Origin of the sequence: Pseudomonas sp. WP18 (genome assembly GCF_036689585.1) — a bacterium.
GTDB classification, from domain to species: Bacteria; Pseudomonadota; Gammaproteobacteria; order Pseudomonadales; family Pseudomonadaceae; genus Aquipseudomonas; species Aquipseudomonas chlororaphis_E.
Genome location: NZ_CP144758.1, coordinates 501,864 through 525,386, shown reverse-complemented (window position 1 = coordinate 525,386; position 23,523 = coordinate 501,864). Strand labels below are relative to the sequence as shown.

The window sequence follows — 23,523 nt, the reverse complement described above, 5'->3', positions numbered from 1 at the left end:
GACCGGACCATGCAAACTCGTGACGACATTTTCAACACCCTTCGCGATGCTCTGGTCGAGCTGTTCGAGCTGGACCCCGAGCGCGTGACCCTGGAATCGAACCTGTACCAGGACCTGGAGATCGACAGCATCGACGCGGTCGACCTGATCGATCACATCAAGCGCCAGACCGGCAAGAAGATTGCCGCCGAGGAATTCAAGTCGGTGCGCACCGTCAACGACGTGGTCGAGGCGGTCTATCGACTGGTCCAACCGGCCGCATGACCCGGCTGATTGGCCTCGGCCTGCTGCTGGCGGGCCTGCTGTACCCCTTTGCGGTGTATTTCGGCATGGAGCATTTCGCCCCATGGCAGTTCGGACTGCTGCTGGGTAGCCTATGGTTGGCCCGGGCCCTGCTCGGCAGGGGCGGGCCCGGCAGCCATTGGATGGCGGCCACGGCGATCGGCTTCTGTGCCTTGCTCGCGTGGTTCGACAGCCCGGCCCTGCTGCGTTGGTACCCGGTACTGATCAGCGCGTTCATGCTGGGGCTGTTCGCCCTGAGCCTGAAGTACGGTCCGCCGATGATCGAACGCCTGGCCCGCCTGCGCGAGCCGCAGTTGCCAGCCCGGGCCGTGGTGTATACGCGTCAGGTCACGTGGGCCTGGTGCGTGTTTTTCCTGTGTAACGGTTTGCTCGCCGCTGCCCTGACCCTCTGGGCGCCGCTGAGCTGGTGGATGTTGTACACCGGCCTGATTTCCTACGGATTGATGGGGCTGCTGTTTGCCATTGAATGGCTCATACGACAACGGGTAAGAGGCCGCCCATGAATTGGATAACACTTGAGCAGATGCTGCTCGAGGCTCAGCCGGAGCGTGCCGTCGCGGTCGCCCCGGCACTGGATCATGCGCAACTGCGCGACGCCGCGCTGCGCCTGGCCGCTGGCCTGCAAGCCCGGGGCGTGCGACATGCGGCCGTCCACCTGGAGGACGCCGCCGACCTCGCCATCACCCTGCTCGGTGCCTGGCGCGCCGGAGTGCGCGTGCTGTTGCCCGCCGACCTGCAAGCGCAGACCCGCCAGCGTTGGGCGGCGGACGTCGACCTGTGGCTAACCGACCAGCCCGGCGACACTCACCCCGATGACGTGCAACAGGCGCCGATGACCGCCGCCCCGCTGGACCTGGACCGCTGCTGGCTGAGCCTGTGCACCTCCGGCTCCAGCGGCGAGCCCAAGCGCATCGAGAAAACCCTGCGCCAGTTGAGCAACGAGGTCCACGCCCTGGAGCAACTGTGGGGCGCCGAGCTCGGCCCGGCCTGCATGATCGGCAGCGTCGCCGCCCAGCATATCTATGGTTTGCTGTTCCGCGTGCTGTGGCCACTGTGCGCCGGGCGCACGTTCGTGCGTCGACAGCTGGCGTTCCCGGAAGACCTGCAACGCGCCAGCCGCGAGCATCCGGCTTTTGCCTGGGTCGCCAGCCCGGCGCTGCTCAAGCGCATGGGCGACAACCTCGACTGGACAGCCCTGAGCGCCGTGCGCCGGGTGTTTTCTTCCGGCGGCGCGCTGCCGTCCGACGCCGCACACAGCTTGCAACAGCGCCTGGGACAATGGCCGACGGAAATCTTCGGCAGCTCTGAAACCGGCGGCATCGCCTGGCGCCAGGGCGCTGAGCTGTGGCAACCCTTCGCCGACGTCGAACTGAGCCAGGACAGTGACGGCGCCCTGCTGATCGCCTCGCCCTACTTGCCGGCCGGGCACGTGGAACACAGCGCCGACGCGGCGCGAATCGCCGAGGATGGACGCTTCGAGCTGCTCGGGCGGCTGGACCGGATCGTCAAGCTCGAAGAAAAACGCATCTCCCTGCCGATGCTGGAACAGGCACTGGTGGCCCACGACTGGGTCAGCGAAGCCCGGCTGGGGGTGGTGCAGGAAAATCGTGCCTCCCTCGGCGCGTTGGTGGTGTTGAGCGAAACCGGCCTGCGCACCTTGCGCAACCAGGGCCGCCGCGCCGTGACCGAAGGCTTGCGCCGCCACCTGGGCGAACATTGCGAAACCCTGGCCTTGCCACGGCGCTGGCGCTGGCTGCGGCAGATGCCGCTCAATGCCCAGGGCAAGCTGCCCCAGGCCGAAGTCGAAGCGTTGCTGCTGGCACCCCGTTCCAAGGCCCCGGAAGTACTGGCCCAGGTCGAAAGCGACGGTGAGTGGAACCTGCAACTGCGGGTGCCGCCGGACCTGGCCTACTTCAGCGGCCATTTCCCCACCGCACCGGTACTGCCGGGGGTGGTGCAGGTCGATTGGGCCATGAGCCTGGGCCGGCAACTGCTGGACCTGCCACCCCGGTTCGCCGGCATGGAAGTGCTCAAGTTCCAGCAACTGGTGCGCCCCGGCGATGAACTCCAGCTGCACCTGCGTTTCGACGGTGAACGCGGCAAGCTGTACTTCGCCTACCGCAACGATACGGCGGCGTGCTCCAGCGGGCGGATTGTGTTGGGGGCGGCTGATGAGTAATCCACCTGCTCGAACGCCCCCCCTGTGGCGAGGGGATTTATCCCCGTTGGGTTGCGAAGCAACCCCAAAATTTGCGTTCCTGCACAAATCGCTGGCGAGTGCTTCGCACTCGGACGGGGATAAATCCCCTCGCCACAGGGGAACGTCGGAGGCCAGGAACCATGCATAACCCCTGCGCCGTCATCCCCGTCTACAACCACGAAACCGCCCTCACGGCGGTGGTCCAGGCGTTGCTCGCCCATGGCCTGCCCTGCGTGTTGGTGGACGATGCCAGCAGCCCGTCCTGCGCGGCGGTGCTGGAACGCCTGGCCGAGGATGAGCGGGTGCATCTGGTCAGGCTGGCGGTCAACCAGGGCAAGGGCGGCGCCGTCATGACCGGGCTGCGGGAAGCATCGCGCCTGGGCTTCACCCACGCCTTGCAGGTGGATGCCGACGGGCAGCACGACCTCGGCGACGTGAACACCTTCATCGAGCAGTCCCGCGCCTACCCCGACGCCCTGATCTGCGGCTACCCCCACTACGACGCCAGCGTGCCGAAAGGCCGGCTGTACGCGCGCTACCTGACCCACGTGATGGTCTGGATCAACAGCCTGTCCCTGCAAATCCGCGACTCCATGTGCGGCTTCCGGGTCTACCCGCTGCCCCCGACGCTGGCGCTGATCGGCTCGGCCAACATCGGCAAGCGCATGGATTTCGATTCGGACATCCTGGTGCGCCTGGCCTGGCGCAACCAACCGATGCGCTGGCTGCACACCCGGGTGCATTACCCCCAGGACGGTGTCTCGCACTTTCGCCTGTTCCACGACAACGTGCTGATCTCCAGCATGCATACCCGGTTGTTCTTCGGCATGCTGGTGCGCCTGCCGCTGATTCTCTGGCGACGGTGGCGGGCATGAGCCTCGACGCGGACAAACAACACTGGGCCGACCGCCAGGAGCGCGGCAGCTTCTGGCTGATGAAACTCACCGCGTTCGCCGCCAAGGTCCTGGGCCGGCGCCTGCTGACGCCGGTGCTCTACGGCATCGTGCTGTACTTCTTCATTTTCGGCCGCAGCGCTCGCCAGGCCGCCTGGCAATACCAGCAACGCCTGGCCGAATGGAGCGCGCGCCCCGAACTGCGTCCGACCCGCCGGCGGGTGTTCGGGCAGTTCATGGCGTTCGCCGACTCCCTGCTCGACAAGCTCGATGTCTGGAACGGCAAGCTGAGCATCGAGCAGATCGAGATCGTCGACACCGCGCTGCTGCGCAATCACCTGCGTGACGCCCGTGGGCAGATGCTGGTGGGCGCGCACCTGGGCAACCTGGAAATGTGCCGGGCCCTGGCCGAGCTGGGCGAGAAGGTCACCATGAACGTGCTGGTGCACACCAAGCACGCCGAGCAATTCAACCGTTTGCTGGGCGAAGCCGGCGCCACGCACCTGCGCCTGATCCAGGTCAGCGAGCTGGACCCGGCCGTGATGCTGCAACTGAGCGAGCGCCTGGAGCGCGGCGAGTGGCTGGCGATTGCCGGCGACCGCGTGCCCCTGCACGGCGGACGCAGCGTGACCGTGGACTTCATGGGCCACCCGGCCGCCTTTCCCCAGGGACCGTGGCTGATGGCCGGCCTGCTCAAATGCCCGGTCAACCTGCTGATGTGCCTCAAGCACGAGGGGCGTTACCGCGTCACCCTCGAACCTTTCGCCGACGCCGTGGTGTGGAAACGCAGCGAACGCGAGCAAGTGATCGCCCACTGGGCCGGCCGCTACGCCGAGCGCCTGGCGCAATTCTGCCTCCAGGGGCCCCAACAGTGGTTCAACTTTTACCCTTTCTGGAAGACCGATGACGATGCCCACTCTTGAGCCGGTAATCTTTGGCGAACGCCCCTTGCGCATCGAAGAGGTGCTGGCCCTGGCCAACCGTCAGGCGCCGACGCAGTTGCAGGACGACCCGGCGTTCCGCCAGCGCATCGCCAAGGGCGCGCAGTTCCTCGACTCCCTGCTGGACAAGGAAGGCGTGATTTATGGCGTGACCACCGGCTACGGCGATTCCTGCGTGGTGGCGGTGCCGCTGCACCACGTCGAGGCCCTGCCGCGTCACCTCTACACGTTCCACGGCTGCGGCCTGGGCAAGCTGCTGGACGCCCAGGCCACCCGCGCGGTGCTGGCCGCGCGCTTGCAGTCGCTGTGCCACGGCGTGTCCGGGGTGCGGATCGAATTGCTGGAGCGCCTCCAGGCCTTTCTCGAACACGACATCCTGCCGCTGATTCCGGAAGAGGGCTCGGTCGGTGCCAGCGGCGACCTCACGCCACTGTCCTACGTGGCCGCGACGCTCTCCGGCGAACGCGAGGTGATGTTCCGGGGCGAACGTCGGCAGGCCGCCGATGTGCACCGCGAACTGGGCTGGACCCCACTGGTGTTGCGCCCCAAGGAAGCCCTGGCGCTGATGAACGGCACTGCCGTGATGACCGGGCTAGCGTGCCTGGCTTTCGCCCGGGCCGATTACCTGCTGCAACTGGCCACCCGCATCACCGCGTTGAACGTCGTCGCCCTGCAAGGCAACCCGGAGCACTTCGACGAACGCCTGTTCGCCGCCAAGCCGCACCCGGGGCAGATGCAGGTCGCCGCGTGGCTGCGCCAGGACCTGGCGATCGACGCACCGACCGCGCCGCTGCATCGCCTGCAAGACCGCTACTCCCTGCGCTGCGCGCCCCACGTGCTCGGCGTGCTGGCCGACAGCCTGAACTGGCTGCGCGCGTTCATCGAGACCGAACTCAACAGCGCCAACGACAACCCGATCATCGACGCCGAAGCCGAGCGGGTGCTGCACGGCGGGCATTTCTACGGCGGTCACATTGCCTTCGCCATGGACAGCCTGAAGAACCTGGTGGCCAACGTCGCCGACCTGCTCGACCGGCAACTCGCCCTGCTGGTGGACGAGCGCTACAACCATGGCCTGCCGAGCAACCTGTCGGGCGCCAGCGCCGACCGGGCGATGCTCAACCATGGCTTCAAGGCTGTGCAGATCGGCACCAGCGCCTGGACCGCCGAAGCCTTGAAGAACACCCTGCCGGCCAGCGTGTTCTCGCGCTCCACCGAATGCCACAACCAGGACAAGGTGAGCATGGGCACCATCGCCGCCCGGGACGCGATCCGGGTACTGGAACTGACCGAACAGGTCGCCGCCGCCACGCTGCTGGCGGCCCACCAAGGCGTGTGGCTGCGCAGCCGTGCCGAAGACGCACGACCGCTGCCGCCGGCCCTGGCCGCCATGCACGCCGAACTGGCCGAGGATTTCGCCCCGGTGATTGAAGACCGTGCCCTGGAAGGTGAACTGCGCCTGTGCCTGCAACGCATCGCCGAGCAACACTGGAGGCTGCATGCGTAGTCAGGGTGTGTTGCACGTAGAGACACAGGTCGTCGTGCCGTTTTTCGACGTCGACTCGATGAACGTGGTCTGGCACGGCCACTACGTCAAATACCTGGAAGTGGCCCGTTGCGCCTTGCTCGACCAGATCGGCCACAACTACAACGACATGCTCGAATCCGGCCATGCGTGGCCGGTGATCGACCTGCAACTGCGCTACGTGCGCAGCGCGGTGTTCGGCCAGACGCTGACCGTACGCGCCAGCCTGGTGGAATGGGAAAACCGTCTGAAGATCAATTACCTGATCAGCGACGCCAGCACCGGCGAACGCCTGACGCGGGCCAGTTCGGTGCAGGTGGCGGTGGAGATCGCCAGCCGTGAAATGCTGCTGGCCTCGCCGCGGGTCTTCGTCGAAGCCGTTGAAAGGATGCTGCCATGAAACGCCTGTGCACCTGGTTGTTGCTGTGCTGCCTGTCGCCTTTGGCCCAGGCGTTCGACCTGCAACAGTTGAGCGAGCAACTGGCCCGCCCGGAAGTAATCCACGGCCCGTTCATCCAGGAAAAACACCTGCGCGCCCTGCCCCAGCCGCTGATCAGCAAGGGCCGCTTCGTCCTGGCGAAAAACCACGGCCTGCTCTGGCTGCTGCAAACCCCGCTGCAACAGGACTACCGCATCACCGCCCAAGGCATCGCCCGACGAGACGGCAATGCCTGGCAGATGCTGCCAAACAAGAGCGCTGGCGCCGAACAGAACCGGCTGTTCCTGGCGGTCCTGCAGGGCGACAGCAGTGGCCTGCTGCGAGATTTCGAACTGAGCCTGGCGGGCGAGCCGCAGCAATGGAAGCTCACCCTGACCCCGCGTTCGGTGTTGCTCAAGCAGGTGTTCAACCAGATCAACATCGAAGGCGGCGAACTGGTACAGCGCATCGAGCTGATGGAGACCCAGGGCGACCGCACGGTGCTGCGCATGCAGGACAGCGTCGCCACGCAACCCTTGAGCGAAGCGGAGCAACATGATTTTGCGAAGTGAACGCAGGCTTCCAAGGCTGTTCCTGATCCTGCTGCTGGCGGTGCTGGCGCTTGCCGGTTGGCAATGGCGCCACGGCGCGCCGCTGTCGGCCAACCTGATGGAACTGGTGCCGGGCGTTTCGCCCGATGCCTTGGAGCTCGTCGCCGAGCAACGCATGCAAGAACCGCTGAACCGCGAAGTGCTGGTGCTGGTCGGTCACGCTGACCGCCCGCACGCCATCGCCCTGGCGCAAGCGCTCGGCCAGCAGTGGCAGGCCAGCGACCTGTTCGACAAGGTCCAGTGGACGTTGCAGGCCGACCTGCCTGCGCTGCGCACACAGTTGCTGGACGGACGCCTGGCGATGCTGTCGACGGCGGACCGGCAGCAACTGATCGACCAACCCCAGGCGTTCATCCAGCAACGGGTGCAGGCGTTGTTCGACCCGTTCAGCGGCTTCAGCCTGGTGCCCAGCCAGGACGATTGGCTGGGCCTGACCGGCCGTATCCAGAACAGCCAACCCCAGCGCGGCGCCATCCAACTGGACGTGGGCAGCGGCGCGCTGGTCGCCGATGCGGACGGCAAAAGCTGGGTGATGCTGCGGGCCCGCACCCGCGGCAACGCCTTCGACATGAACCTGCCGTTGCAAGTGGCCGACCTGCTGCAACGCAGCCGCGACCAGGCGACCCAGGCCCAGGGCCAACTGCTGGCGGCCAGCGGCCTGCTGTATGCCGCCGCCGGCCAGCAACAGGCCTCCCGGGAAATCACCTGGGTCGGTGGTGGCGCCACGGTGGGCATCCTGTTGCTGCTGTTGCTCGCCTTCGGACGCCTGCGGGTGTGGCTGGCGTTCGTGCCGGTGCTGGTGGGCATGCTGTTCGGCACCGTGGCGTGCGTGGCGCTGTTCGGCCGCATGCACGTCATGACCCTGGTGCTGGGTTCCAGCTTGATCGGCGTGGCGGTCGACTACCCGCTGCACTACCTGTCCAAGAGCTGGAGCCTCAAGCCATGGCGCAGTTGGCCGGCCCTGCGCCTGACCCTGCCAGGGTTGAGCCTGAGCCTGATCACCACCTGCATCGGCTACCTGGCCCTGGCCTGGACACCGTTCCCGGCCCTGACCCAGATCGCCCTGTTTTCCGCCGCCGGGCTGCTCGGTGCCTACTTGAGCGCGGTGTGCCTGCTGCCCGCGCTGCTCAAGGGCGCCGACCTGCGCCCCGCCCAATGGCCGCTGCGGCTGTGCGAGTGCCTGCTCCAGGCCCGCGAAGCCTTGCTGGCGCGGGTAGCCACGCCCATTCTGCTGGGGCTGCTGCTGGTCTTTTGTGCCGGCGGCCTCTGGCACCTGTCGACGAAAAACGACATTCGCCAGTGGATCGGCACGCCCCAGCACCTCACTGACGAGGCCCGCGAGGTGGCGCGCATCACCGGGTTCCAACCCACCAGCCAGTTCTTCCTGATTCGCGCCGACAACCAGGCCCAGTTGCTGGAGCGCCAGACCGCCCTCAATGAGCGGCTGGACCAGCTCGTCGGCCTGGAAAAACTCCAGGGCTACCTGTCGCTCAACCAACTGGTCAGCCCGCCGGCCGAACAGCAGAGAGTCCGCGAGGCCCTGGCCCGGCTGCCGGCGTTCTGGCAACCGTTGCTGGACCTCGGCGTGCCGGTCGCGGCACTGCAGGCGGAGCTGGCGCAATTGCAGGCGCTGCCAGTGCAAGACATCGACGCCGCGCTGACCGGACCGTTGGCCGAGCCGTACCGCACCCTCTGGCTCGGCCCGGCCGCCCAAGGCGTGGCGGCCATGATCAGCCTGCAAGGCTTGAACGACGCCGCGCTGTTGCGGGTACAGGCCGTGGACCTGCCCGGCGTGCAACTGGTGGATCGCCTGGGCGACCTGAATAGGGTCTTTGCCGCCACGCAGATCAGCGCCGCCGAGCTGAAACTGGCCTCCTGCGCGCTGATCGTGCTGGTGCTGATCTGGCCCTTCGGCCTTGGCGCAGCCTTGCGCATCGTCGCCCTGCCGCTGCTGGCGGCGTTGTGCAGCCTGGCGAGCCTCGGCTGGCTGGGGCAGCCGCTGACCCTGTTCAGCTTGTTCGGCCTGTTGCTGGTGACGGCCATCGGCGTCGACTACGCAATCCTGATGCGCGAACAGATTGGTGGCGCCGCCGTGAGCCTGCTGGGCACCCTGCTGGCGGCGGTCACCACCTGGCTGTCGTTCGGCCTGCTGGCGCTGTCCAGCACCCCGGCGGTGAGCAATTTCGGCTTGGCGGTAAGCCTGGGGCTGGCCTTCAGCTTCATGCTCGCGCCATGGGCCGGGCACCGGGCCCACGATGCCGTCCTGGAGCCCGCGTCATGATGATCCTGCTGTTCTGGCTCATGGCCCTGGGTTTGTTTGCCGCCGCCACGCGCCTGGGCCGGCGGTTCGGGCTGATCCCGATCGTCAGCCAGTTGCTGCTGGCAAGCCTTGGCCTGCCGTTGCTGATGTATTTCTGGGTCGAGCCCGGCTGGCAACTCAGCGGCGCACAACTGGTGTCGCCGTTGTGGCTGAAGAACCTCTACAGCCTCGCGTTTGCCGTGTTGCTGGGGCACATCCTCAGCGACGTGATCGACCTGCGCCTGGACCGTCAGAGCGTGAAGATCGCCCTGCCGAGCTTCGCCGTGCCGTTTGCCTGCGGCCTGGCGACGGCGCTCTGGCTATTGCCGCCCCAGCCCTGGATCAGTTCCCTGGCCGTGGGCCTGCTGTTCGCAATCACCGCGATCCCCGTGTTGTATCTGTACCTGCGCCACATCGACTACCCGCCTGCCGCCACCCGGCGGCTGGTGCAAACGGCGATCCTCATCGACCTGGCCTGCTGGAGCCTGTTCGGCCTGGCCCAGGGTAGCCTGCACTTGGGCAGCCTGTTGCTGCCTCTGGCCGGTGCCTGCCTGCCGCTGGTGTTGCGCCTGCTGGGCTTGCGCCAGCCGTTGCTGCACAGCGGCCTGTTCTTCGCGCTGTTGGTGGTGGCTGAGCATTACCGGCTCAACGCGCTGATCGTCGGCATCGGCTACCTGCTGTGCATGGCCGCGCTCAAGGTGCCGCTGGTGCTGCCGCTCAACGCGGCCTGGATGCAGGGCTTGCAGACCTACCTGGCCATCCCGCTGATCCTTACGTTCGGCATCGTCCAGATCAACGTCCACAGCGTCCTCGACAGCCTCGGCGCCCTGCAACTGGCGGCGTTGCTGCTGTTGCCGATTGCCAGCAAACTGTTGGGCAACTGGCTGGGGCTGGGATGGGCCGGCGCGTCGTTCGCCGGTGCCAGTCGCTGGCGTGAAAGCGTCTTGCTGAATATCCGCGGCTTGAGTGAAATCGTGTTCCTCAACCTGCTCTTGCAACAACAGCTCATCAGCCCGGCGTTGTACTTCACGCTGATGCTGATGGGGCTGATCGCGACATTGCTGCCGGCCGTCGCCGGCTTCCACCGTCTACCCTCGATTGCCGCCCCGGCCAGGAGCCCCCGTGCCAACAGTTGAAATGGAACGTCGACAGGTCGTCATCATCGGCGCAGGCCCTTCCGGCGCCATCGCCGGCGCCTTGCTCAAGCGCAAGGGCCACGACGTGCTGGTCATCGAGCGCCAGCATTTCCCACGCTTCTCCATTGGCGAGAGCCTGCTGTCCCACTGCCTGGATTTCGTCGAGGAAGCCGGCATGCTCGAGGCGGTCAATGCCGCCGGGTTCCAGCGCAAGAATGGCGCGGCATTCGCCTGGGGCGAGCGCTACAGCGCCTTCGATTTCGGTGACACGTTCAGCGACGGCAAACCCACGACCTTCCAGGTGCAACGCGCCGACTTCGACAAGTTGCTGGCCGACCAGGCCGCGCTGCAAGGGGTGGAGATCCGCTATGGCCAAGCCATCACCCAGGCCGATTTCAGCCTCGACCGGCCACAACTGGCGGTGCAGCGCGAAGACGGCAGCGAGTACCGGGTGCAGGCCGATTTTGTCCTCGACGCCAGTGGCTACGGCCGGGTCCTGCCACGCCTGCTGGACCTGGAAGCGCCGTCGAACTTCCCGGTGCGCCAAGCGGTGTTCACCCACATCGAGGATCGCATCGACGCGCCGACGTTCGACCGGGAAAAGATCCTGATCACCACCCACCCCACCCAGCGCGACGTGTGGTTCTGGACCATTCCGTTCAGCGGAGGACGCTGCTCGGTGGGCGTGGTGGCGGCCGCGGAGCATTTCGCCGGCCGCACCGACGACCTCGATGCTTGCCTGCGCGGTTTCATCGACGAAACCCCGAGCCTGGCCGGCGTGTTGCACAACGCGGTGTGGGACACCCCGGCGCGGACCATCGGCGGCTACTCGGCCAATGTCAAAGCCCTGCACGGCCCGGGCTTCGCCCTGCTGGGCAACGCGGCGGAATTCCTCGACCCGGTGTTTTCCTCCGGGGTGACCATCGCCATGCGTTCGGCGAGCATGGCCGCCGACGTGCTGCATCGCCAGTTGCAAGGCGAAACCGTGGACTGGCAAGGCGAATTCGCCGAGCCCCTCAAGCGCGGCGTCGACACCTTCCGCTGCTATGTCGAGGGCTGGTACGCCGGCACCTTCCAGGACGTGATTTTCTACACCGAAGGCTCGGCCGACATCCGCCGCATGATCAGCTCGATCCTGGCCGGCTATGCCTGGGATGAGCGCAACCCGTTCGTCAGCGAGCCCAAGCGCCGCCTGCGCATGCTCTCGGAAATCTGCGCGAGCCCGACACCATGAACTACCTGAGCGACAACTACGTAGAAGAGACCCGCTTCGGGTTCTGGTTCCTGCGCAGCCACACCTGGCAACACCACGTGCTGCGGGTGGCGATCAATGACCTGCGCGGCCTGTTCAACAGTCCGCTGCCAACCGCCCCGGTGCTGTTGGACGCCGGCTGCGGCCAGGGCAAGTCGTTCCAGTACCTGCGCCAGGCCTTCGCGCCGCAGCGCCTGATCGGCGTCGACGCCGACCCCCACAGCCTGGCACTGAGTGCCGAGGAAGCCGCGCGCCAGGGCATGGCCGTGGAGCTGATCGGCAGCGACTGCGCGCAACTGGCGGTGCCGGATGCCAGCGTCGACCTGCTGTTCTGCCACCAGACCTTCCACCACCTGGTGGAACAGGAAAAGGCCCTCGCCGAGTTCCATCGGGTGCTCAAGCCCGGCGGCTACCTGATGTTCGCCGAATCCACCGAAGCCTACATCGACACCTGGGTGATCCGCTGGTTGTTCCGGCACCCCATGCACGTGCAGAAAAGCGCCGCGCAATACCTGGACATGATCCGCCACCAGGGTTTCCAGTTCGAGCCAGCCAACGTCTCCTACCCGTACCTGTGGTGGAGTCGCGCCAAGGACTTCGGCCTGCTGGAGCGCTTTGGCCTGCGCCGCCCCAAGCCGTTCGGCGAGCGTGAGGAAACCCTGGTCAACGTGGTAGCCCGCAAGCCGCTCGGAGGGGCCGGCGAATGATCCGCACCGCCTTTCGCCACGGCCTGCTGGTCGGCTGCCTGCTGTTGCTCGGCGCCTGCGCCAGCCGTGTGCCGCTGCCCGAGCAGACGCCAACCCTGGCCCTCCCGATGCAATTGCACATCGAACAGCAACTGGCCGGGCAACGCCTGGACTGGTTGCTGGTGATCCAGCGCGAAGGCACCGGCATTCGCTGGTCGATGATGGACCCGCTGGGCATTCCGGTGGCCCGTCAGCGCCTGGTCGATGGCGCGTGGCAAGCCGACGGCCTGCTGCCGCCCAACGCCGAGGCCCGCGAGCTGTTCGCCGCCCTGTTGTTCGCCCTGACGCCTGCCGCCGAGTTGGCCGGCAACTACCCGAGCGCCCGGCAGCAGGGAGCGCAACGCAGCCTCGACCCTCGCTGGCAGGTGCGCTACCAGCAGCCGCAGGCTTTTGACCTGAGCCTGCCCCAAGGCCTGCACTACCGCATCACACCGTTGACCGAGAACGCGCCATGACCGCCTATTTGAATGCCCTGGGCGTGATCTGCGCCCTGGGCCGCGACAAGCGCACCGTGGCGCGCAACCTGTTTGCCGGCGACTGCTCGGGCGTGCGCGTCGAAGCCGGCTGGGTCGCTGAACGGGCATTGCCGGTCGCCGCGGTGACGGGCGAGCTCGCGGCCATCCCCCCGGCACTGGCCGCGCAAAACAGCCGCAACAATCAGCTGCTGCTGGAAGCTGGCTTGCAGATCCGCCCTGACATCGACCGGGCCATCGAGGCCTACGGTCGCGCGCGCATCGGCATTGTGCTGGGCACCAGCACCTCGGGCATCGACGAAGCCAGCCAGGGCATCGCCCATTACCTGCGCGAGCAGCGCTTTCCAGAGGGCTACGACTACCAGCAACAGGAACTCAGCGCGCCGGCCAATTTCCTGTCCGACTGGCTCGACCTGGGCGGTCCGTCCTACGTGATTTCCACCGCCTGCACCTCCAGTGCCCGCGCCTTGATGAGCGCGCGCCGCCTGCTGGACCTGGGCCTGTGCGATGCGGTGATCTGCGGCGGGGTCGACAGCTTGTGCAAGCTGACCCTCAACGGCTTTTCGGCGCTCGAAGCGGTGTCGAGCGAGCGCTGCAATCCGTTTTCGGTGAACCGCAGCGGCATCAACATTGGCGAAGCGGCAGTGCTGTTCCTGATGAGCAGGACGCCCGGCGCTGGCCCCTCGATTGCCCTGCTGGGCGATGGCGCCAGTTCCGATGCCCACCATATTTCCGCCCCGGAGCCCAGCGGCCGCGGTGCCCGCCAGGCCATGGAAAAAGCCCTGCGCAGCGCCGGCCTCGACGCCGGCCAGATCGACTATCTGAACCTGCACGGCACTGCCACCCAACACAACGACGCCATGGAGAGCCAGGCCGTGGCCGGGCTGTTTCCGGCAGGCGTGCCCTGCTCGTCCACCAAGCCCCTGACCGGCCACACCCTCGGCGCCGCCGGGGCCCTGGAAGCGGCGTTCTGCTGGCTGGCCCTGAGCGCCGACAACACCGCCCAGGCCCTGCCACCGCACGTCTGGGACGGCCAGGCCGATCCCGAGCTGCCGGCGCTGGACCTGGCCCAGGCCGACAGCCGCCTCAACCCGACTTTCCCGCGCCGCCTGATGAGCAACTCATTCGCCTTCGGTGGCAACAACGTCAGCCTGATTATCGGAGACGCCCCATGATTGACTGGCCGCTCGCCGAACTGCTGCCCCACGCCGGCGACATGATCCTGATCGACCGGGTCGTCGCCTTCGATGACGAGCAGATCCATACCCGTACCCTGGTCAAGCCTGGCGGCCTGTTCAGTCGCGACGACGGCGCCTTGCCGGCCTGGGTCGGCATCGAACTGATGGCCCAGAGCGTGGCCGCGTTTGCCGGCTGCCATGCGCGCCAGCGCGGCGATGCCGTGGCGCTGGGCTTCCTGCTCGGCACCCGCAAGTTCGAGTGCAACGTCGAGCACTTTCCAGCCGGCACCGAGTTGGCCATCCACGGTGTGCGCTCGCTGGAAGACGACAACGGCATGGGCGTGTTCGAATGCCATATCCATGCGCCCGGCATCCATGCCACCGCCCGCTTGAACGTGTTCCGCCCACCCCAGGCCGCCCATTACCTCAACGAACCGTCCGCAACAGGAAACCTGCCATGACTGAATCCGTACTGGTCACCGGCTCCAGCCGTGGCATCGGCCGCGCCATCGCCCTGCGCCTGGCCCAGGCCGGGCACGACATCGTGCTGCATTGCCGCAGCGGCCGCGCCGAGGCCGAAGCCGTCCAGGCCGACATCCAGGCACTGGGCCGCCAGGCGCGGGTGCTGCAATTCGACGTCAGCGACCGCGCCGCCTGCAAGGCCATCCTGGAGGCCGATGTCGAGGCCCACGGCGCCTACTACGGCGTGGTGCTCAACGCCGGGCTGACCCGCGACGGCGCCTTCCCGGCCCTGAGCGAAGACGACTGGGACACGGTGATGCGCACCAACCTCGACGGTTTCTACAATGTGCTGCACCCGGTGATGATGCCGATGATCCGTCGGCGCGCTGCCGGGCGGATCGTGTGCATGACCTCGGTATCGGGGCTGATCGGCAATCGCGGCCAGGTCAACTACAGCGCCTCCAAGGCCGGCTTGATCGGCGCGGCCAAGGCGTTGGCAATCGAACTGGCCAAGCGCAAGATCACCGTCAATTGCGTCGCGCCCGGGCTGATCGACACGGCCATGCTCGATGAAAACGTACCCGTGGAAGAACTGATGAAGATGATCCCCGCCCAGCGCATGGGCACCCCGGAAGAAGTGGCTGGCGCGGTGAATTTCCTGATGTCCGCCGAAGCCGGCTACATCACCCGGCAGGTCCTGGCCGTCAACGGAGGCTTGTGCTGATGAAGCGCGTCGTTGTCACCGGCATGGCCGGCATCACCTCCGTGGGCAGCGATTGGGAAACCATCGCCGCCAACTTCGCCGCCAACCGCAGCGGCATCCGGCACATGGAAGAGTGGGACCGCTTCACCGAACTGAACACCCGCCTGGCCGGGCCGATCGACGACTTCCAGGTCCCGGCCCACTGGACGCGCAAGCAACTGCGCAGCATGGGCCGGGTTTCACGCCTGGCGGTGGCCGCGGCGGAACAGGCCCTGGCCGATGCGGGCCTGTTGGGCGACGAGTCGATCAAGGACGGGCGCATGGGCGTGTCCTGCGGCTCGTCCACCGGCAGCACCGACGAGATCAAGGCGTTTGGCAACATGCTGCTCAACAGCGTGGCCGAAGGCCTGAATGCCAACTCCTACGTGCGGATGATGCCCCACACCACGGCGGCCAACATCAGCATTTTCTTCGGCCTGACCGGGCGCCTGATCCCCACGTCCAGTGCCTGCACCAGTGGCAGCCATGGCATCGGCTATGCCTATGAGGCGATCAAGTTCGGACGCCTGCCACTGATGCTCGCCGGCGGCGCCGAAGAACTGTGCCCGACCGAAGCGATGGTCTTCGACGCGCTCTACGCCACCAGCCTGAAAAACGACGCGCCGCAAACCAGCCCGCGCCCCTACGACAAGGGCCGCGATGGTTTGGTGATCGGCGAAGGCGCCGGCATGCTGGTGCTCGAAGAACTGGAGCACGCCTTGGCCCGGGGCGCGCGGATCCACGCCGAGATCGTCGGCTTCGGCAGCAACGCCGACGGCCAGCACGCCACCCGTCCCGAACTGAGCACCATGCGCCGGGCCATGGAACTGGCCCTGGAAGACGCGGGCCTGGCGCCTGCTGCCATCGGCTACGTCAACGGTCACGGCACCGCGACCGAACAGGGCGACATCGCCGAAACCCTGGCCACCAGCAGCCTGTTTGGCGAACGCATGCCCATCAGCTCGCAGAAAAGCTTCCTCGGCCACACCCTGGGCGCCTGCGGCGCGCTGGAATCGTGGTTCAGCATCGAAATGCTCAACCGCGACCTCTACGTACACACCTTCAACCTCGACGAGGTTGATCCCGAATGCGGCAAGCTTGATTATCTGCGCGACGCGTTCCGGCCGATGAGCCATGAATACGTGATGAACAACAACTTCGCCTTTGGCGGGGTCAATACTTCGCTGATTTTCCGCCGCTGGCGCTGAATCGGATTCAACTTCCCGTTACCCCCGTCAAGGAGACCATGATGTCGCTGAAGAAAATCGCCGTTACCGCCGCCCTATTGCTCAGCACCCTGCCGGCCATCAGCCAGGCCCGTGATACCGCGTTGTTCCTGCCGTTCGACAAGGTTGTCGCCGAAGCCATCCGCACCGGCAAGATCGACGGCAGCGTGAAGTTCTACCTGGCGGGTAACAAGCCGGCCGGCAACGTCACCGTGATCAGCCCCGGTGCCGTGACCAACAAGAAGACCAACGCCTTCAACAAGTCCGACGAAGTGGCGTGCGAATGGGTCCTGCAATCGGCCCTGATCAGCCTGCACCAGGCGGCCAAGAACGCTGGCGCCAACGCCGTGACCAACATCGTCAGCTTCTACAAGAGCAACGAACGCAAGGACCCGACGACCTACGAATGCCACACCGGCGCAATCATGGCCGGGGTCGCGCTGAAAGGAGACCTGGCAAAAGTCCAGTAAGCCAGCCTTGATCATTCCCACGCAGGAGCGTGGGAATGATCAAAGACCCTTGCTAGCCTGCCTGGCGCCGCCCCGGGCGGTATCTATCTACCGCCCGGCTTGCCCCCCGCTTCAATAGGTTGTTCTTCCGAACATATTTCAGGAAGAACCCATGCAGGACACCACCCCCTCGCGGGCCGATAGCCCGACAGACCCAAGCGCCCCGTTGACCAGCCTGCTGGAGACCTCGCAGCAGCGGATGATCCGCCTGAACAATGCCACGCCACGCGCCTCGACAGTGCTGGCCCGGCACCTGGATGACGGTTTGCGCAGCGCAATGCCCACGCTGTCCGAGCACCTCACCGCCCAGGACCTGTTCGTCTGCCGGCAGCAGGACGGGATCAAGACCACGGTCCGCCTCGATACGCTGTTCGAGCGGGCGATTGCCGGGCGCTTGGATACGCGCGCATTCTTCGACGAAGCCAGCGACATCGAACTCGTCATCGATCAGCATCACACCCGGCCCACCTCCCAAGCCCTGGCCGACCTCAAGCACCTGATCAGCCTACCCCCGGCGTCGTGCATTCAACTGCTGACCCAGGCCTTGGACGACTTCTGGGCCAGCTCCGCCGATTTCAGCCAGGGCCTGAGCATCAGCCAATGGCTGGCCACCGAGCTGGCCCTGCAACTCAGGGCCCAGGCAGACCTGCACCAGTTGGACGCAACGTTGCGCCCGTCGATGTACAAGGCGTTGACGGAGCGCACGCTGCCGGCACCGGACGCAGCGTCGCGGGCACGGATGCCGGAACACCAACGTCCCGGCGTCCACAGTCTGAGCGTGATCCCGTCCGGGTGGGCGGTCAGCGTGCCGGTGCCCATGGCCGTGGTGCTGACCCAACATGCAGACCCCAACGAGTCGGGCGGCGCGCTGCTGTACCGTCCCGGCGAGCCGCTGCACATCCACGACGACCTGGCGGCGCTCAAGGCCAGCCTGAAGGAAGACGGCAACCCCGGAGACGAGATCGAAACGGCCCCCATCACCGAAAATTTCCTGGCCCGCCTGGTCAGCGAACTGCGGACAGATCAAAAGAGCGCCGTCGCCAGCGTGTTCCTCGGCGGCCCGGAACAAACACAGGAGATCGGCACCTGGTTGGGCAGGCTGGACGCCGCCGCGCAACTGGGCAATCGGCTGGACCTGGCCGCGGCCATGGACGAACGCGAATTGCGGCTGGGGCTGAACAAGCTCGACGACTGGTTGCACGGCAACCCTCACGTCACCGGCGGCGATCGCCTGGCGTGGTGGGAAGCGACCCAAGCCGTGCAAACCACCCTGGCGGACAAACCGCCCGCGCCAGACCCGGTGGCACTGGCCACTCCGGATGCCCTTCGCGCCCGCACCCGCGCCCTGCTGGCCGGTTTCATTCGCGAGAAATACTCGCCGGTCGACCCCGACGACGTGTCGCTGAGCATCCGCAAAGAGATGATCGACCCCCACGCCCCGACCGGCGGCTCACCGTTTGGGTCCGGAGTATCCCAAGGCAGTGTCAGGGGCGTCGTCGATGATCGTCGCTCCTTGACGCAATGGGCAATGTCCAACCTGACGCTGGAAGAACGCAATGCGCCTCACACCACCGTGGATGGGCCGCTGAGCTTCGCGCAGATTGTCGAGGTCATCGAAAGGGCCAATGTGGGCGCCCGCCTGCCGACCGAAGTGCAAGTGGCCGCCTGGCAGACCCAGGCGCCCTGGATGGCCCTGAAAGCGCAGCAGATGCGCGCACAGGTGTGGGCGGCGCACATTTCCGGCGACCTGCGGCATGACCGCGACAACACCGGACTCCATTTGGTGCTGGCGGCGCTGGACAGCCCCACGGCGAAAGGCCGTGGCAAGGTCGGCGGGCATGAGGCGGTGGTTCGTCAACTGCAGTGGGGCGACAGCGTCTTGAAAGACGTGTTGGCGTTCGGGGTCAAGTCACTCGCCAGTCGCCCTTCGCTGACGCTCTACACACCGGGCGCTCCCGACGGCAAGGTGTTCAGGGACGTCGACGCGGCGAGCAGCCGGACGCTGGAAGCGAGCGTGGTGCAGACCCTCACCGCCACACCGCAGATGACCCGCTGGCTGATTGCGCAGTTGCCGTTACTGGACCAGGCCGAGCAGCTTGCCAGCCTGGTGCCGCTGTCGGAAAACCTGACGTTCGAGCAAAAAATCAAGACAGTCACGCGCTCTGTCTTCGCTTGGACGAAGGACCGGGCACAGAATGACTTCGCGAAGAAAATCGCCGCCCCCACGGTGGAGGCCGACCTGTTCAAGGTGCTGCACGAAACGCAGATCACCCACGCGATCAAGACCACGCAGATGCTGACGGTGAGCAATGCCGAGCGCGACAGCGCGTTTGCACAGCAAGGGCGTCGGAACGCCGTCATGCTGCTGACGGGCGCCATGTCGATGTTCCCGGTGGGACGGCTCGGCGGTCTGTTGGGTCGCGCGATCCTGCCAACCATGGTGGGCGGTGCCGCGGTGTCGGCCATCGATGACGAAGGCGGTAGCGTTCACCAATGGACCACTGACTTTATCGCGGGGCTGGGCGAGGTCATCGCCGAAGCCGGCCAGGACCTGATCATGGCCCGCGCCGGGCGCCGTCGGCAGGCACGCCCGACGCTGTCGTCCCTGCCGCGGCTACCGGATCCGGAGCTGGAACCCTTCCGCCTCAACGGCTTCGACGGGCACGGGTTGATTGCCGAGGGGCGCCACCGGTACAGGGGCGCTGATGGCCAGGGCTACCTGATGCTGGGGGATGGCTATTACAAAACGGCGGTCCAGGCCGGCGAACGGATCATCTATGCGCCGGACAACCGCTCGAATCAGCGAACGGTCGTTTGGGAAAATGACCGCTGGCGCGTGGTGGAGCGCGATCGGCTCAGGGGCGGCGGCCCGCTCCTGAGCCTGTTCGGGCGTCCGCCGGAAACACCGCAGCAGCGTACATGCGCCGCCTTGGTGGAGGCCGTACTGGTGATGAATCGCTACCCCACCCGTGAAGCCGTCAGCACCGCAAAGGCCATTTTCGACTCGATGCCCGAAGCGCTGGCCGAACGCATACTCCGCGAGAGCATGGCGGACGTCGGTGTCGCCGACATCAACGCTTACCGTACCCAGATAACCGACTGGACCCGCGGCCAGGGTGATCTGGCCAAACGCAGGGCCAGCCTGCGGGACCTGCTGGACAAGATGAACACCTGGAGCATCGTCGTGCTCAGTTGCGAGAGCATCGAGACCAACGTCTCCAGCGTTACCCTGAGCGAAGCCCAGAAAATAAAAATCTACGACACGATAATGACGCACAAGAATATCTTCTTCACCGAAGACCGGATCCAGGTCCATACAACGGTCATCACCGACAACATCACCGGCGCCATCTTCATGACGTTCACCTCCAAAGGCGGAAAGAAGAAAGCGGCCATGGACAAGATCGCGAACGACACCCGGGAGATGCTGAATGCCGTGGAAGCCAGGCTGGAGGCCCACGTGCAGGCGCGATTGCCCGGCAATAATCCAGAAGCACAGTCGGCCCGGGACAGCTACACGAACTCGGCGCAATACTACAACGAGCTGATCACCGCCCTGCGCGAAGAAAAGCAGCGCAGGCACAAGCCCGGGCTACTGACCGAGATCCGCAACAATCGAGTGCCCTACATCATCGCCAACAAAGGCCAGGCACAACGCGACGTCACACTGCTCACCGGGGAAGACATCACCAACTTCAGCCGGACACTGGCCAACTACGAACCCTTCGACATCGAGCTCGTGACCCAGGCCCGAAGCCACAAAGTGGAAGGCACAACGTCCGCCGAGCCCTCCACGGCCTTGCCCGCCCCGTCGCCGGCACCGGACAAGTTCACCGTCACCAACAGCCCATTGGCTGAAGCCCAGATGGCGTACGCCACCTTCTCGCAGGCCGCTCAAACCAGGGTGAACGTCATCACGGAAGATATTCGTGCGGGACGGATCACCACCAAGAAGATCAACCGCTACTACTGGTACACCATGGCCCAGCTGACCCCGGGCGGCGGCAAGGGCGCCTGGCGCGCCGCGTTTGAACGCAAGGGCGATACCTGGACACTCCAGGGGTTCTACGACTACCACGTCAACGGACCTGCGACGGTCTGGGAAGGCTAGTCAATGCGTGGCGAGGGAGCTTGCTGCCTCGCCACGGCCGTCGACTTTACTTGCTCTAGCGGGCCTGGCCGCTGTCAGCATCGCCACATAACAACGCCACGAACGCCCGCGCCATCGGCGAGCGCTGGTCCTTGCGTTGCACCAGCCACACCGCCGACACCGCCGCCGGATCGAGCAGCGGGCGGTAGACGACGCCGTCAATGCGCATGCGCTGGTAGGAGGCGGGCAAGACCGAAACGCCCAGCCCCGCTGCCACCAGACCGATGATGGTCATCGCCTCGCCGGCTTCCTGGGCGAAGTGCGGGCTGAAACCGGCGTCGCGGGCCAGGCTCAGCAATTGCGCGTAGAGACCGCTGCCGTAGCTGCGAGGAAAGAACACGAACGGCTCCTGGGCCAGCGCCGACAGGAACAGCCCGGCATCGCTGCCCTGGGCCAGCGGGTGCTTGGAGCTGAGCACGGCCACCAGCGGCTCGCGGCTGAGTTCGATCTCGCTCAGGGACTCGGGCAGCGGCAACGGTCGCATGATGCCCACCTCGATCTCCCCCTCCATCAAACCGTCGGCCACCTGGGTGCTGCTCATTTCCCGCAGGTTCAGGTGCACGGCGGGAAAGCGCTGGCGGAACGTGAACAGCGCCTGGGGGATCGTCGAGTTGAACGGCGCCGAGGAGGTGAAGCCGATCTTCAGTTCGCCCAGCTCGCCTAACTGCGCGCGACGGGCCACGTCGGCGGCCTTGTCGACCTGGGCCAGCACCCGCCGCGCCTCGTCGAGGAACAATCGGCCGGCCTCGCTCAACTCGACCCGGCGATTGGTGCGCTCGAACAAACGCGCACCGACTTCCTGCTCCAGCGCCTGGATCTGCTGGCTCAGGGGTGGTTGGGAGATGCCGAGGGCCAAGGCGGCACGGCCGAAATGCAGTTCTTCGGCCACGGCGATGAAGTAACGCAGGTGACGCAGTTCCATGGTCCACCTAACAAGTCGCAAAACGTCTTAAACAGGTCGAACAATATATTGGATAGAAACATTAGCCGGCTATATGCTTTTTTCACTGCCTGCCTGATCGTGCTCCTGCGAGGTCCACCGTGAAAACTGCTGTCGCGCCACTGGCCCATGAAATTCCCCCCCGCGTACAGGATGACGTCGTCACTGAACTGAAGGACATCTACATCGAGAAAGGCACGCCGATGTTCATGCGCACGGTGCTGGCGCTGTTTTGCGGCGGCTTCGCGACGTTCGCCCTGTTGTACTGCGTGCAGCCGATGATGCCGTTGTTGTCCAAGGAGTTTGCCGTCAACGCGGCGCAAAGCAGCCTGATCCTTTCGGTGGCGACCGGCCTGCTCGCCATCGGCCTGTTGATCACCGGCCCGATTTCCGACCGCATCGGCCGCAAGCCGGTGATGGTCGCCGCCCTGTTCGCCGCCGCCCTGTGCACCCTAGCCAGCGCCATGATGCCGACCTGGCACGGCGTCCTGCTGCTGCGTGCGCTGGTGGGGCTGTCGCTGAGCGGGCTGGCCGCGGTGGCGATGACGTACCTGAGCGAAGAGATCCACCCCAAGCACATCGGCCTGGCGATGGGGCTGTACATCGCCGGCAATGCCATCGGTGGCATGAGCGGACGCTTGATCACCGGCGTGCTGATCGACTTCGTCAGTTGGCACACCGCGATGCTGGTGATTGGCGGCCTGGCCCTGATCGCCGCGGCGGTCTTCTGGCGGATCCTGCCGGAGTCGCGCAATTTCCGGCCCCGCTCGCTGCACCCGCGCAGCCTGCTCGACGGCTTCACCCAGCACTTTCGTGACGCCGGCCTGCCGCTGCTGTTCCTTGAAGCCTTCGTCCTGATGGGCGCCTTCGTGACCCTGTTCAACTACATCGGCTACCGCCTGCTGGCCGAGCCTTATCACCTGGACCAGGCCTTCGTCGGACTGCTGTCGGTGGTGTACCTGTCGGGTATCTACAGCTCGGCAAAAGTCGGCGCGCTGGCGGACAAGCTGGGGCGGCGCAAGATGCTCTGGGCAACCATCGCGCTGATGCTGGCCGGCCTCGCACTGACGATGGCCACGTCGCTGATGCTGGTGATCCCGGGCATGCTGGTGTTCACCTTCGGCTTCTTCGGCGCGCATTCGGTCGCCAGCAGTTGGATCGGCCGCCGCGCCCTCACCGCCAAGGGGCAGGCCTCCTCGCTTTACCTGTTCAGCTATTACGCCGGGTCGAGCGTGGCCGGCACGGCGGGCGGCGTGGCCTGGCACGTGGGGGGTTGGAACGGGGTCGGCCTGTTCATCGGCGCGTTGCTGGTGGTGGCCTTGTGGGTGGCGGTGAAGCTGGCGAAGTTGCCGGTGTTGCCAGGTAACCTGGCGGTTTAGACAGACACCGCCAGGATCGGCCCAGTCCCTGTGGCGAGGGGATTTATCCCCGTCAGGCTGCGAAGCGGCCTCGGTTTCTACGCCGCAGTGCAGTCCAATGGCGAGCGCTTCGCACTCGAACGGGGATAAATCCCCTCGCC

The 23,523-nt window shown here is 66.0% G+C and carries 21 protein-coding genes; 20 read left to right on the top strand and 1 reads right to left on the bottom strand.

Annotation, left to right across the window (positions count from 1 at the left end; genetic code table 11):
• Positions 1–9 precede the first annotated feature (9 nt).
• The 19 genes from V5F23_RS02265 to V5F23_RS02175 all read left to right on the top strand — a co-directional run bounded on the left by V5F23_RS02265 (position 10) and on the right by V5F23_RS02175 (position 21,025).
• The gene (locus V5F23_RS02265) at positions 10–264 is read left to right on the top strand and encodes an acyl carrier protein (RefSeq protein WP_030140951.1); all 255 of its coding nucleotides are present in this window, start codon (positions 10–12) and stop codon (positions 262–264) included.
• The gene (locus tag V5F23_RS02260) at positions 261–806 is read left to right on the top strand and encodes a membrane protein (protein ID WP_042727926.1); all 546 of its coding nucleotides are present in this window, start codon (positions 261–263) and stop codon (positions 804–806) included. The genes V5F23_RS02265 and V5F23_RS02260 overlap by 4 nt, the downstream gene beginning before the upstream one ends.
• Positions 803–2,482 carry an AMP-binding protein gene (locus V5F23_RS02255; protein ID WP_042727927.1) on the top strand — a complete coding sequence of 560 codons (1,680 nt, stop codon included), beginning with the start codon at positions 803–805 and terminating at the stop codon, positions 2,480–2,482. The genes V5F23_RS02260 and V5F23_RS02255 overlap by 4 nt, the downstream gene beginning before the upstream one ends.
• Before the next feature lie 161 nt (positions 2,483–2,643).
• Positions 2,644–3,378: a glycosyltransferase family 2 protein gene (locus tag V5F23_RS02250; protein ID WP_042727928.1), complete on the top strand. Its 735-nt coding sequence runs from the start codon at positions 2,644–2,646 to the stop codon at positions 3,376–3,378.
• Positions 3,375–4,319 carry a glycosyl transferase gene (locus V5F23_RS02245; protein WP_042727929.1) on the top strand — a complete coding sequence of 315 codons (945 nt, stop codon included), beginning with the start codon at positions 3,375–3,377 and terminating at the stop codon, positions 4,317–4,319. The genes V5F23_RS02250 and V5F23_RS02245 overlap by 4 nt, the downstream gene beginning before the upstream one ends.
• Entirely contained in the window at positions 4,300–5,844 is a 1,545-nt protein-coding gene (locus V5F23_RS02240) for an aromatic amino acid ammonia-lyase (RefSeq protein ID WP_042727930.1), read from the top strand. Before V5F23_RS02245 ends, V5F23_RS02240 begins: the two co-directional genes overlap by 20 nt.
• The gene (locus V5F23_RS02235) at positions 5,837–6,262 is read left to right on the top strand and encodes an acyl-CoA thioesterase (protein ID WP_053148485.1); all 426 of its coding nucleotides are present in this window, start codon (positions 5,837–5,839) and stop codon (positions 6,260–6,262) included. The genes V5F23_RS02240 and V5F23_RS02235 overlap by 8 nt, the downstream gene beginning before the upstream one ends.
• Positions 6,259–6,852, top strand: coding sequence for an outer membrane lipoprotein carrier protein LolA (locus V5F23_RS02230; protein ID WP_042727932.1), 594 nt, complete (start codon positions 6,259–6,261; stop codon positions 6,850–6,852). The genes V5F23_RS02235 and V5F23_RS02230 overlap by 4 nt, the downstream gene beginning before the upstream one ends.
• Positions 6,836–9,172, top strand: coding sequence for a hypothetical protein (locus V5F23_RS02225; protein WP_338497460.1), 2,337 nt, complete (start codon positions 6,836–6,838; stop codon positions 9,170–9,172). Before V5F23_RS02230 ends, V5F23_RS02225 begins: the two co-directional genes overlap by 17 nt.
• A complete protein-coding gene (locus V5F23_RS02220) occupies positions 9,169–10,326 on the top strand; it encodes a hypothetical protein (RefSeq protein ID WP_042727934.1) in 1,158 nt (385 codons plus the stop codon). The genes V5F23_RS02225 and V5F23_RS02220 overlap by 4 nt, the downstream gene beginning before the upstream one ends.
• The gene (locus V5F23_RS02215; protein WP_042727935.1) at positions 10,313–11,560 is read left to right on the top strand and encodes an NAD(P)/FAD-dependent oxidoreductase; all 1,248 of its coding nucleotides are present in this window, start codon (positions 10,313–10,315) and stop codon (positions 11,558–11,560) included. The genes V5F23_RS02220 and V5F23_RS02215 overlap by 14 nt, the downstream gene beginning before the upstream one ends.
• Positions 11,557–12,285 carry a class I SAM-dependent methyltransferase gene (locus V5F23_RS02210; protein WP_042727936.1) on the top strand — a complete coding sequence of 243 codons (729 nt, stop codon included), beginning with the start codon at positions 11,557–11,559 and terminating at the stop codon, positions 12,283–12,285. The genes V5F23_RS02215 and V5F23_RS02210 overlap by 4 nt, the downstream gene beginning before the upstream one ends.
• Positions 12,282–12,779 carry a hypothetical protein gene (locus tag V5F23_RS02205; protein WP_042727937.1) on the top strand — a complete coding sequence of 166 codons (498 nt, stop codon included), beginning with the start codon at positions 12,282–12,284 and terminating at the stop codon, positions 12,777–12,779. Before V5F23_RS02210 ends, V5F23_RS02205 begins: the two co-directional genes overlap by 4 nt.
• Complete coding sequence (locus tag V5F23_RS02200; RefSeq protein ID WP_042727938.1) at positions 12,776–13,972, top strand: beta-ketoacyl-[acyl-carrier-protein] synthase family protein; 1,197 nt, start codon at positions 12,776–12,778, stop codon at positions 13,970–13,972. The genes V5F23_RS02205 and V5F23_RS02200 overlap by 4 nt, the downstream gene beginning before the upstream one ends.
• Complete coding sequence (locus V5F23_RS02195; protein ID WP_042727939.1) at positions 13,969–14,436, top strand: hotdog family protein; 468 nt, start codon at positions 13,969–13,971, stop codon at positions 14,434–14,436. Before V5F23_RS02200 ends, V5F23_RS02195 begins: the two co-directional genes overlap by 4 nt.
• Entirely contained in the window at positions 14,433–15,161 is a 729-nt protein-coding gene (gene fabG, locus V5F23_RS02190) for a 3-oxoacyl-ACP reductase FabG (RefSeq protein WP_042727940.1), read from the top strand. Before V5F23_RS02195 ends, fabG begins: the two co-directional genes overlap by 4 nt.
• Positions 15,161–16,387: a beta-ketoacyl-ACP synthase gene (locus tag V5F23_RS02185; protein WP_042727941.1), complete on the top strand. Its 1,227-nt coding sequence runs from the start codon at positions 15,161–15,163 to the stop codon at positions 16,385–16,387. Before fabG ends, V5F23_RS02185 begins: the two co-directional genes overlap by 1 nt.
• 41 nt (positions 16,388–16,428) lie before the next feature.
• Positions 16,429–16,875: an excinuclease gene (locus tag V5F23_RS02180; RefSeq protein WP_338497455.1), complete on the top strand. Its 447-nt coding sequence runs from the start codon at positions 16,429–16,431 to the stop codon at positions 16,873–16,875.
• A gap of 151 nt (positions 16,876–17,026) precedes the next feature.
• On the top strand, positions 17,027–21,025 hold the full coding sequence (locus V5F23_RS02175; protein ID WP_338497452.1) for a DUF6543 domain-containing protein: 3,999 nt from the start codon (positions 17,027–17,029) through the stop codon (positions 21,023–21,025).
• Positions 21,026–21,080: 55 nt separating this feature from the next.
• On the opposite strand, the gene V5F23_RS02170 is transcribed toward V5F23_RS02175, so the two are convergent.
• On the bottom strand, positions 21,081–21,986 hold the full coding sequence (locus V5F23_RS02170; protein WP_042727944.1) for a LysR family transcriptional regulator: 906 nt from the start codon (positions 21,984–21,986) through the stop codon (positions 21,081–21,083).
• 221 nt (positions 21,987–22,207) lie between these two features.
• Between V5F23_RS02170 and V5F23_RS02165 the strand changes: the two genes are divergently transcribed.
• Entirely contained in the window at positions 22,208–23,383 is a 1,176-nt protein-coding gene (locus V5F23_RS02165; protein WP_212803304.1) for an MFS transporter, read from the top strand.
• The last annotated feature ends 140 nt before the right edge of the window (positions 23,384–23,523 follow it).

Excerpts from the sequence above, each read along its gene's own strand:
- fabG (WP_042727940.1), top strand. The coding sequence starts at position 14,433 with ATGACTGAATCCGTACTGGTCACCGGCTCCAGCCGTGGCATCGGCCGC.
- V5F23_RS02265 (WP_030140951.1), top strand. The coding sequence starts at position 10 with ATGCAAACTCGTGACGACATTTTCAACACCCTTCGCGATGCTCTGGTC.
- V5F23_RS02170 (WP_042727944.1), bottom strand. The coding sequence starts at position 21,986 with ATGGAACTGCGTCACCTGCGTTACTTCATCGCCGTGGCCGAAGAACTG.
- V5F23_RS02210 (WP_042727936.1), top strand. The coding sequence starts at position 11,557 with ATGAACTACCTGAGCGACAACTACGTAGAAGAGACCCGCTTCGGGTTC.
- V5F23_RS02235 (WP_053148485.1), top strand. The coding sequence starts at position 5,837 with ATGCGTAGTCAGGGTGTGTTGCACGTAGAGACACAGGTCGTCGTGCCG.
- V5F23_RS02205 (WP_042727937.1), top strand. The coding sequence starts at position 12,282 with ATGATCCGCACCGCCTTTCGCCACGGCCTGCTGGTCGGCTGCCTGCTG.
- V5F23_RS02255 (WP_042727927.1), top strand. The coding sequence starts at position 803 with ATGAATTGGATAACACTTGAGCAGATGCTGCTCGAGGCTCAGCCGGAG.
- V5F23_RS02185 (WP_042727941.1), top strand. The coding sequence starts at position 15,161 with ATGAAGCGCGTCGTTGTCACCGGCATGGCCGGCATCACCTCCGTGGGC.
- V5F23_RS02200 (WP_042727938.1), top strand. The coding sequence starts at position 12,776 with ATGACCGCCTATTTGAATGCCCTGGGCGTGATCTGCGCCCTGGGCCGC.
- V5F23_RS02250 (WP_042727928.1), top strand. The coding sequence starts at position 2,644 with ATGCATAACCCCTGCGCCGTCATCCCCGTCTACAACCACGAAACCGCC.
- V5F23_RS02220 (WP_042727934.1), top strand. The coding sequence starts at position 9,169 with ATGATGATCCTGCTGTTCTGGCTCATGGCCCTGGGTTTGTTTGCCGCC.
- V5F23_RS02180 (WP_338497455.1), top strand. The coding sequence starts at position 16,429 with ATGTCGCTGAAGAAAATCGCCGTTACCGCCGCCCTATTGCTCAGCACC.
- V5F23_RS02165 (WP_212803304.1), top strand. The coding sequence starts at position 22,208 with ATGTTCATGCGCACGGTGCTGGCGCTGTTTTGCGGCGGCTTCGCGACG.
- V5F23_RS02230 (WP_042727932.1), top strand. The coding sequence starts at position 6,259 with ATGAAACGCCTGTGCACCTGGTTGTTGCTGTGCTGCCTGTCGCCTTTG.
- V5F23_RS02195 (WP_042727939.1), top strand. The coding sequence starts at position 13,969 with ATGATTGACTGGCCGCTCGCCGAACTGCTGCCCCACGCCGGCGACATG.
- V5F23_RS02175 (WP_338497452.1), top strand. The coding sequence starts at position 17,027 with ATGCAGGACACCACCCCCTCGCGGGCCGATAGCCCGACAGACCCAAGC.
- V5F23_RS02245 (WP_042727929.1), top strand. The coding sequence starts at position 3,375 with ATGAGCCTCGACGCGGACAAACAACACTGGGCCGACCGCCAGGAGCGC.
- V5F23_RS02225 (WP_338497460.1), top strand. The coding sequence starts at position 6,836 with ATGATTTTGCGAAGTGAACGCAGGCTTCCAAGGCTGTTCCTGATCCTG.
- V5F23_RS02240 (WP_042727930.1), top strand. The coding sequence starts at position 4,300 with ATGACGATGCCCACTCTTGAGCCGGTAATCTTTGGCGAACGCCCCTTG.
- V5F23_RS02260 (WP_042727926.1), top strand. The coding sequence starts at position 261 with ATGACCCGGCTGATTGGCCTCGGCCTGCTGCTGGCGGGCCTGCTGTAC.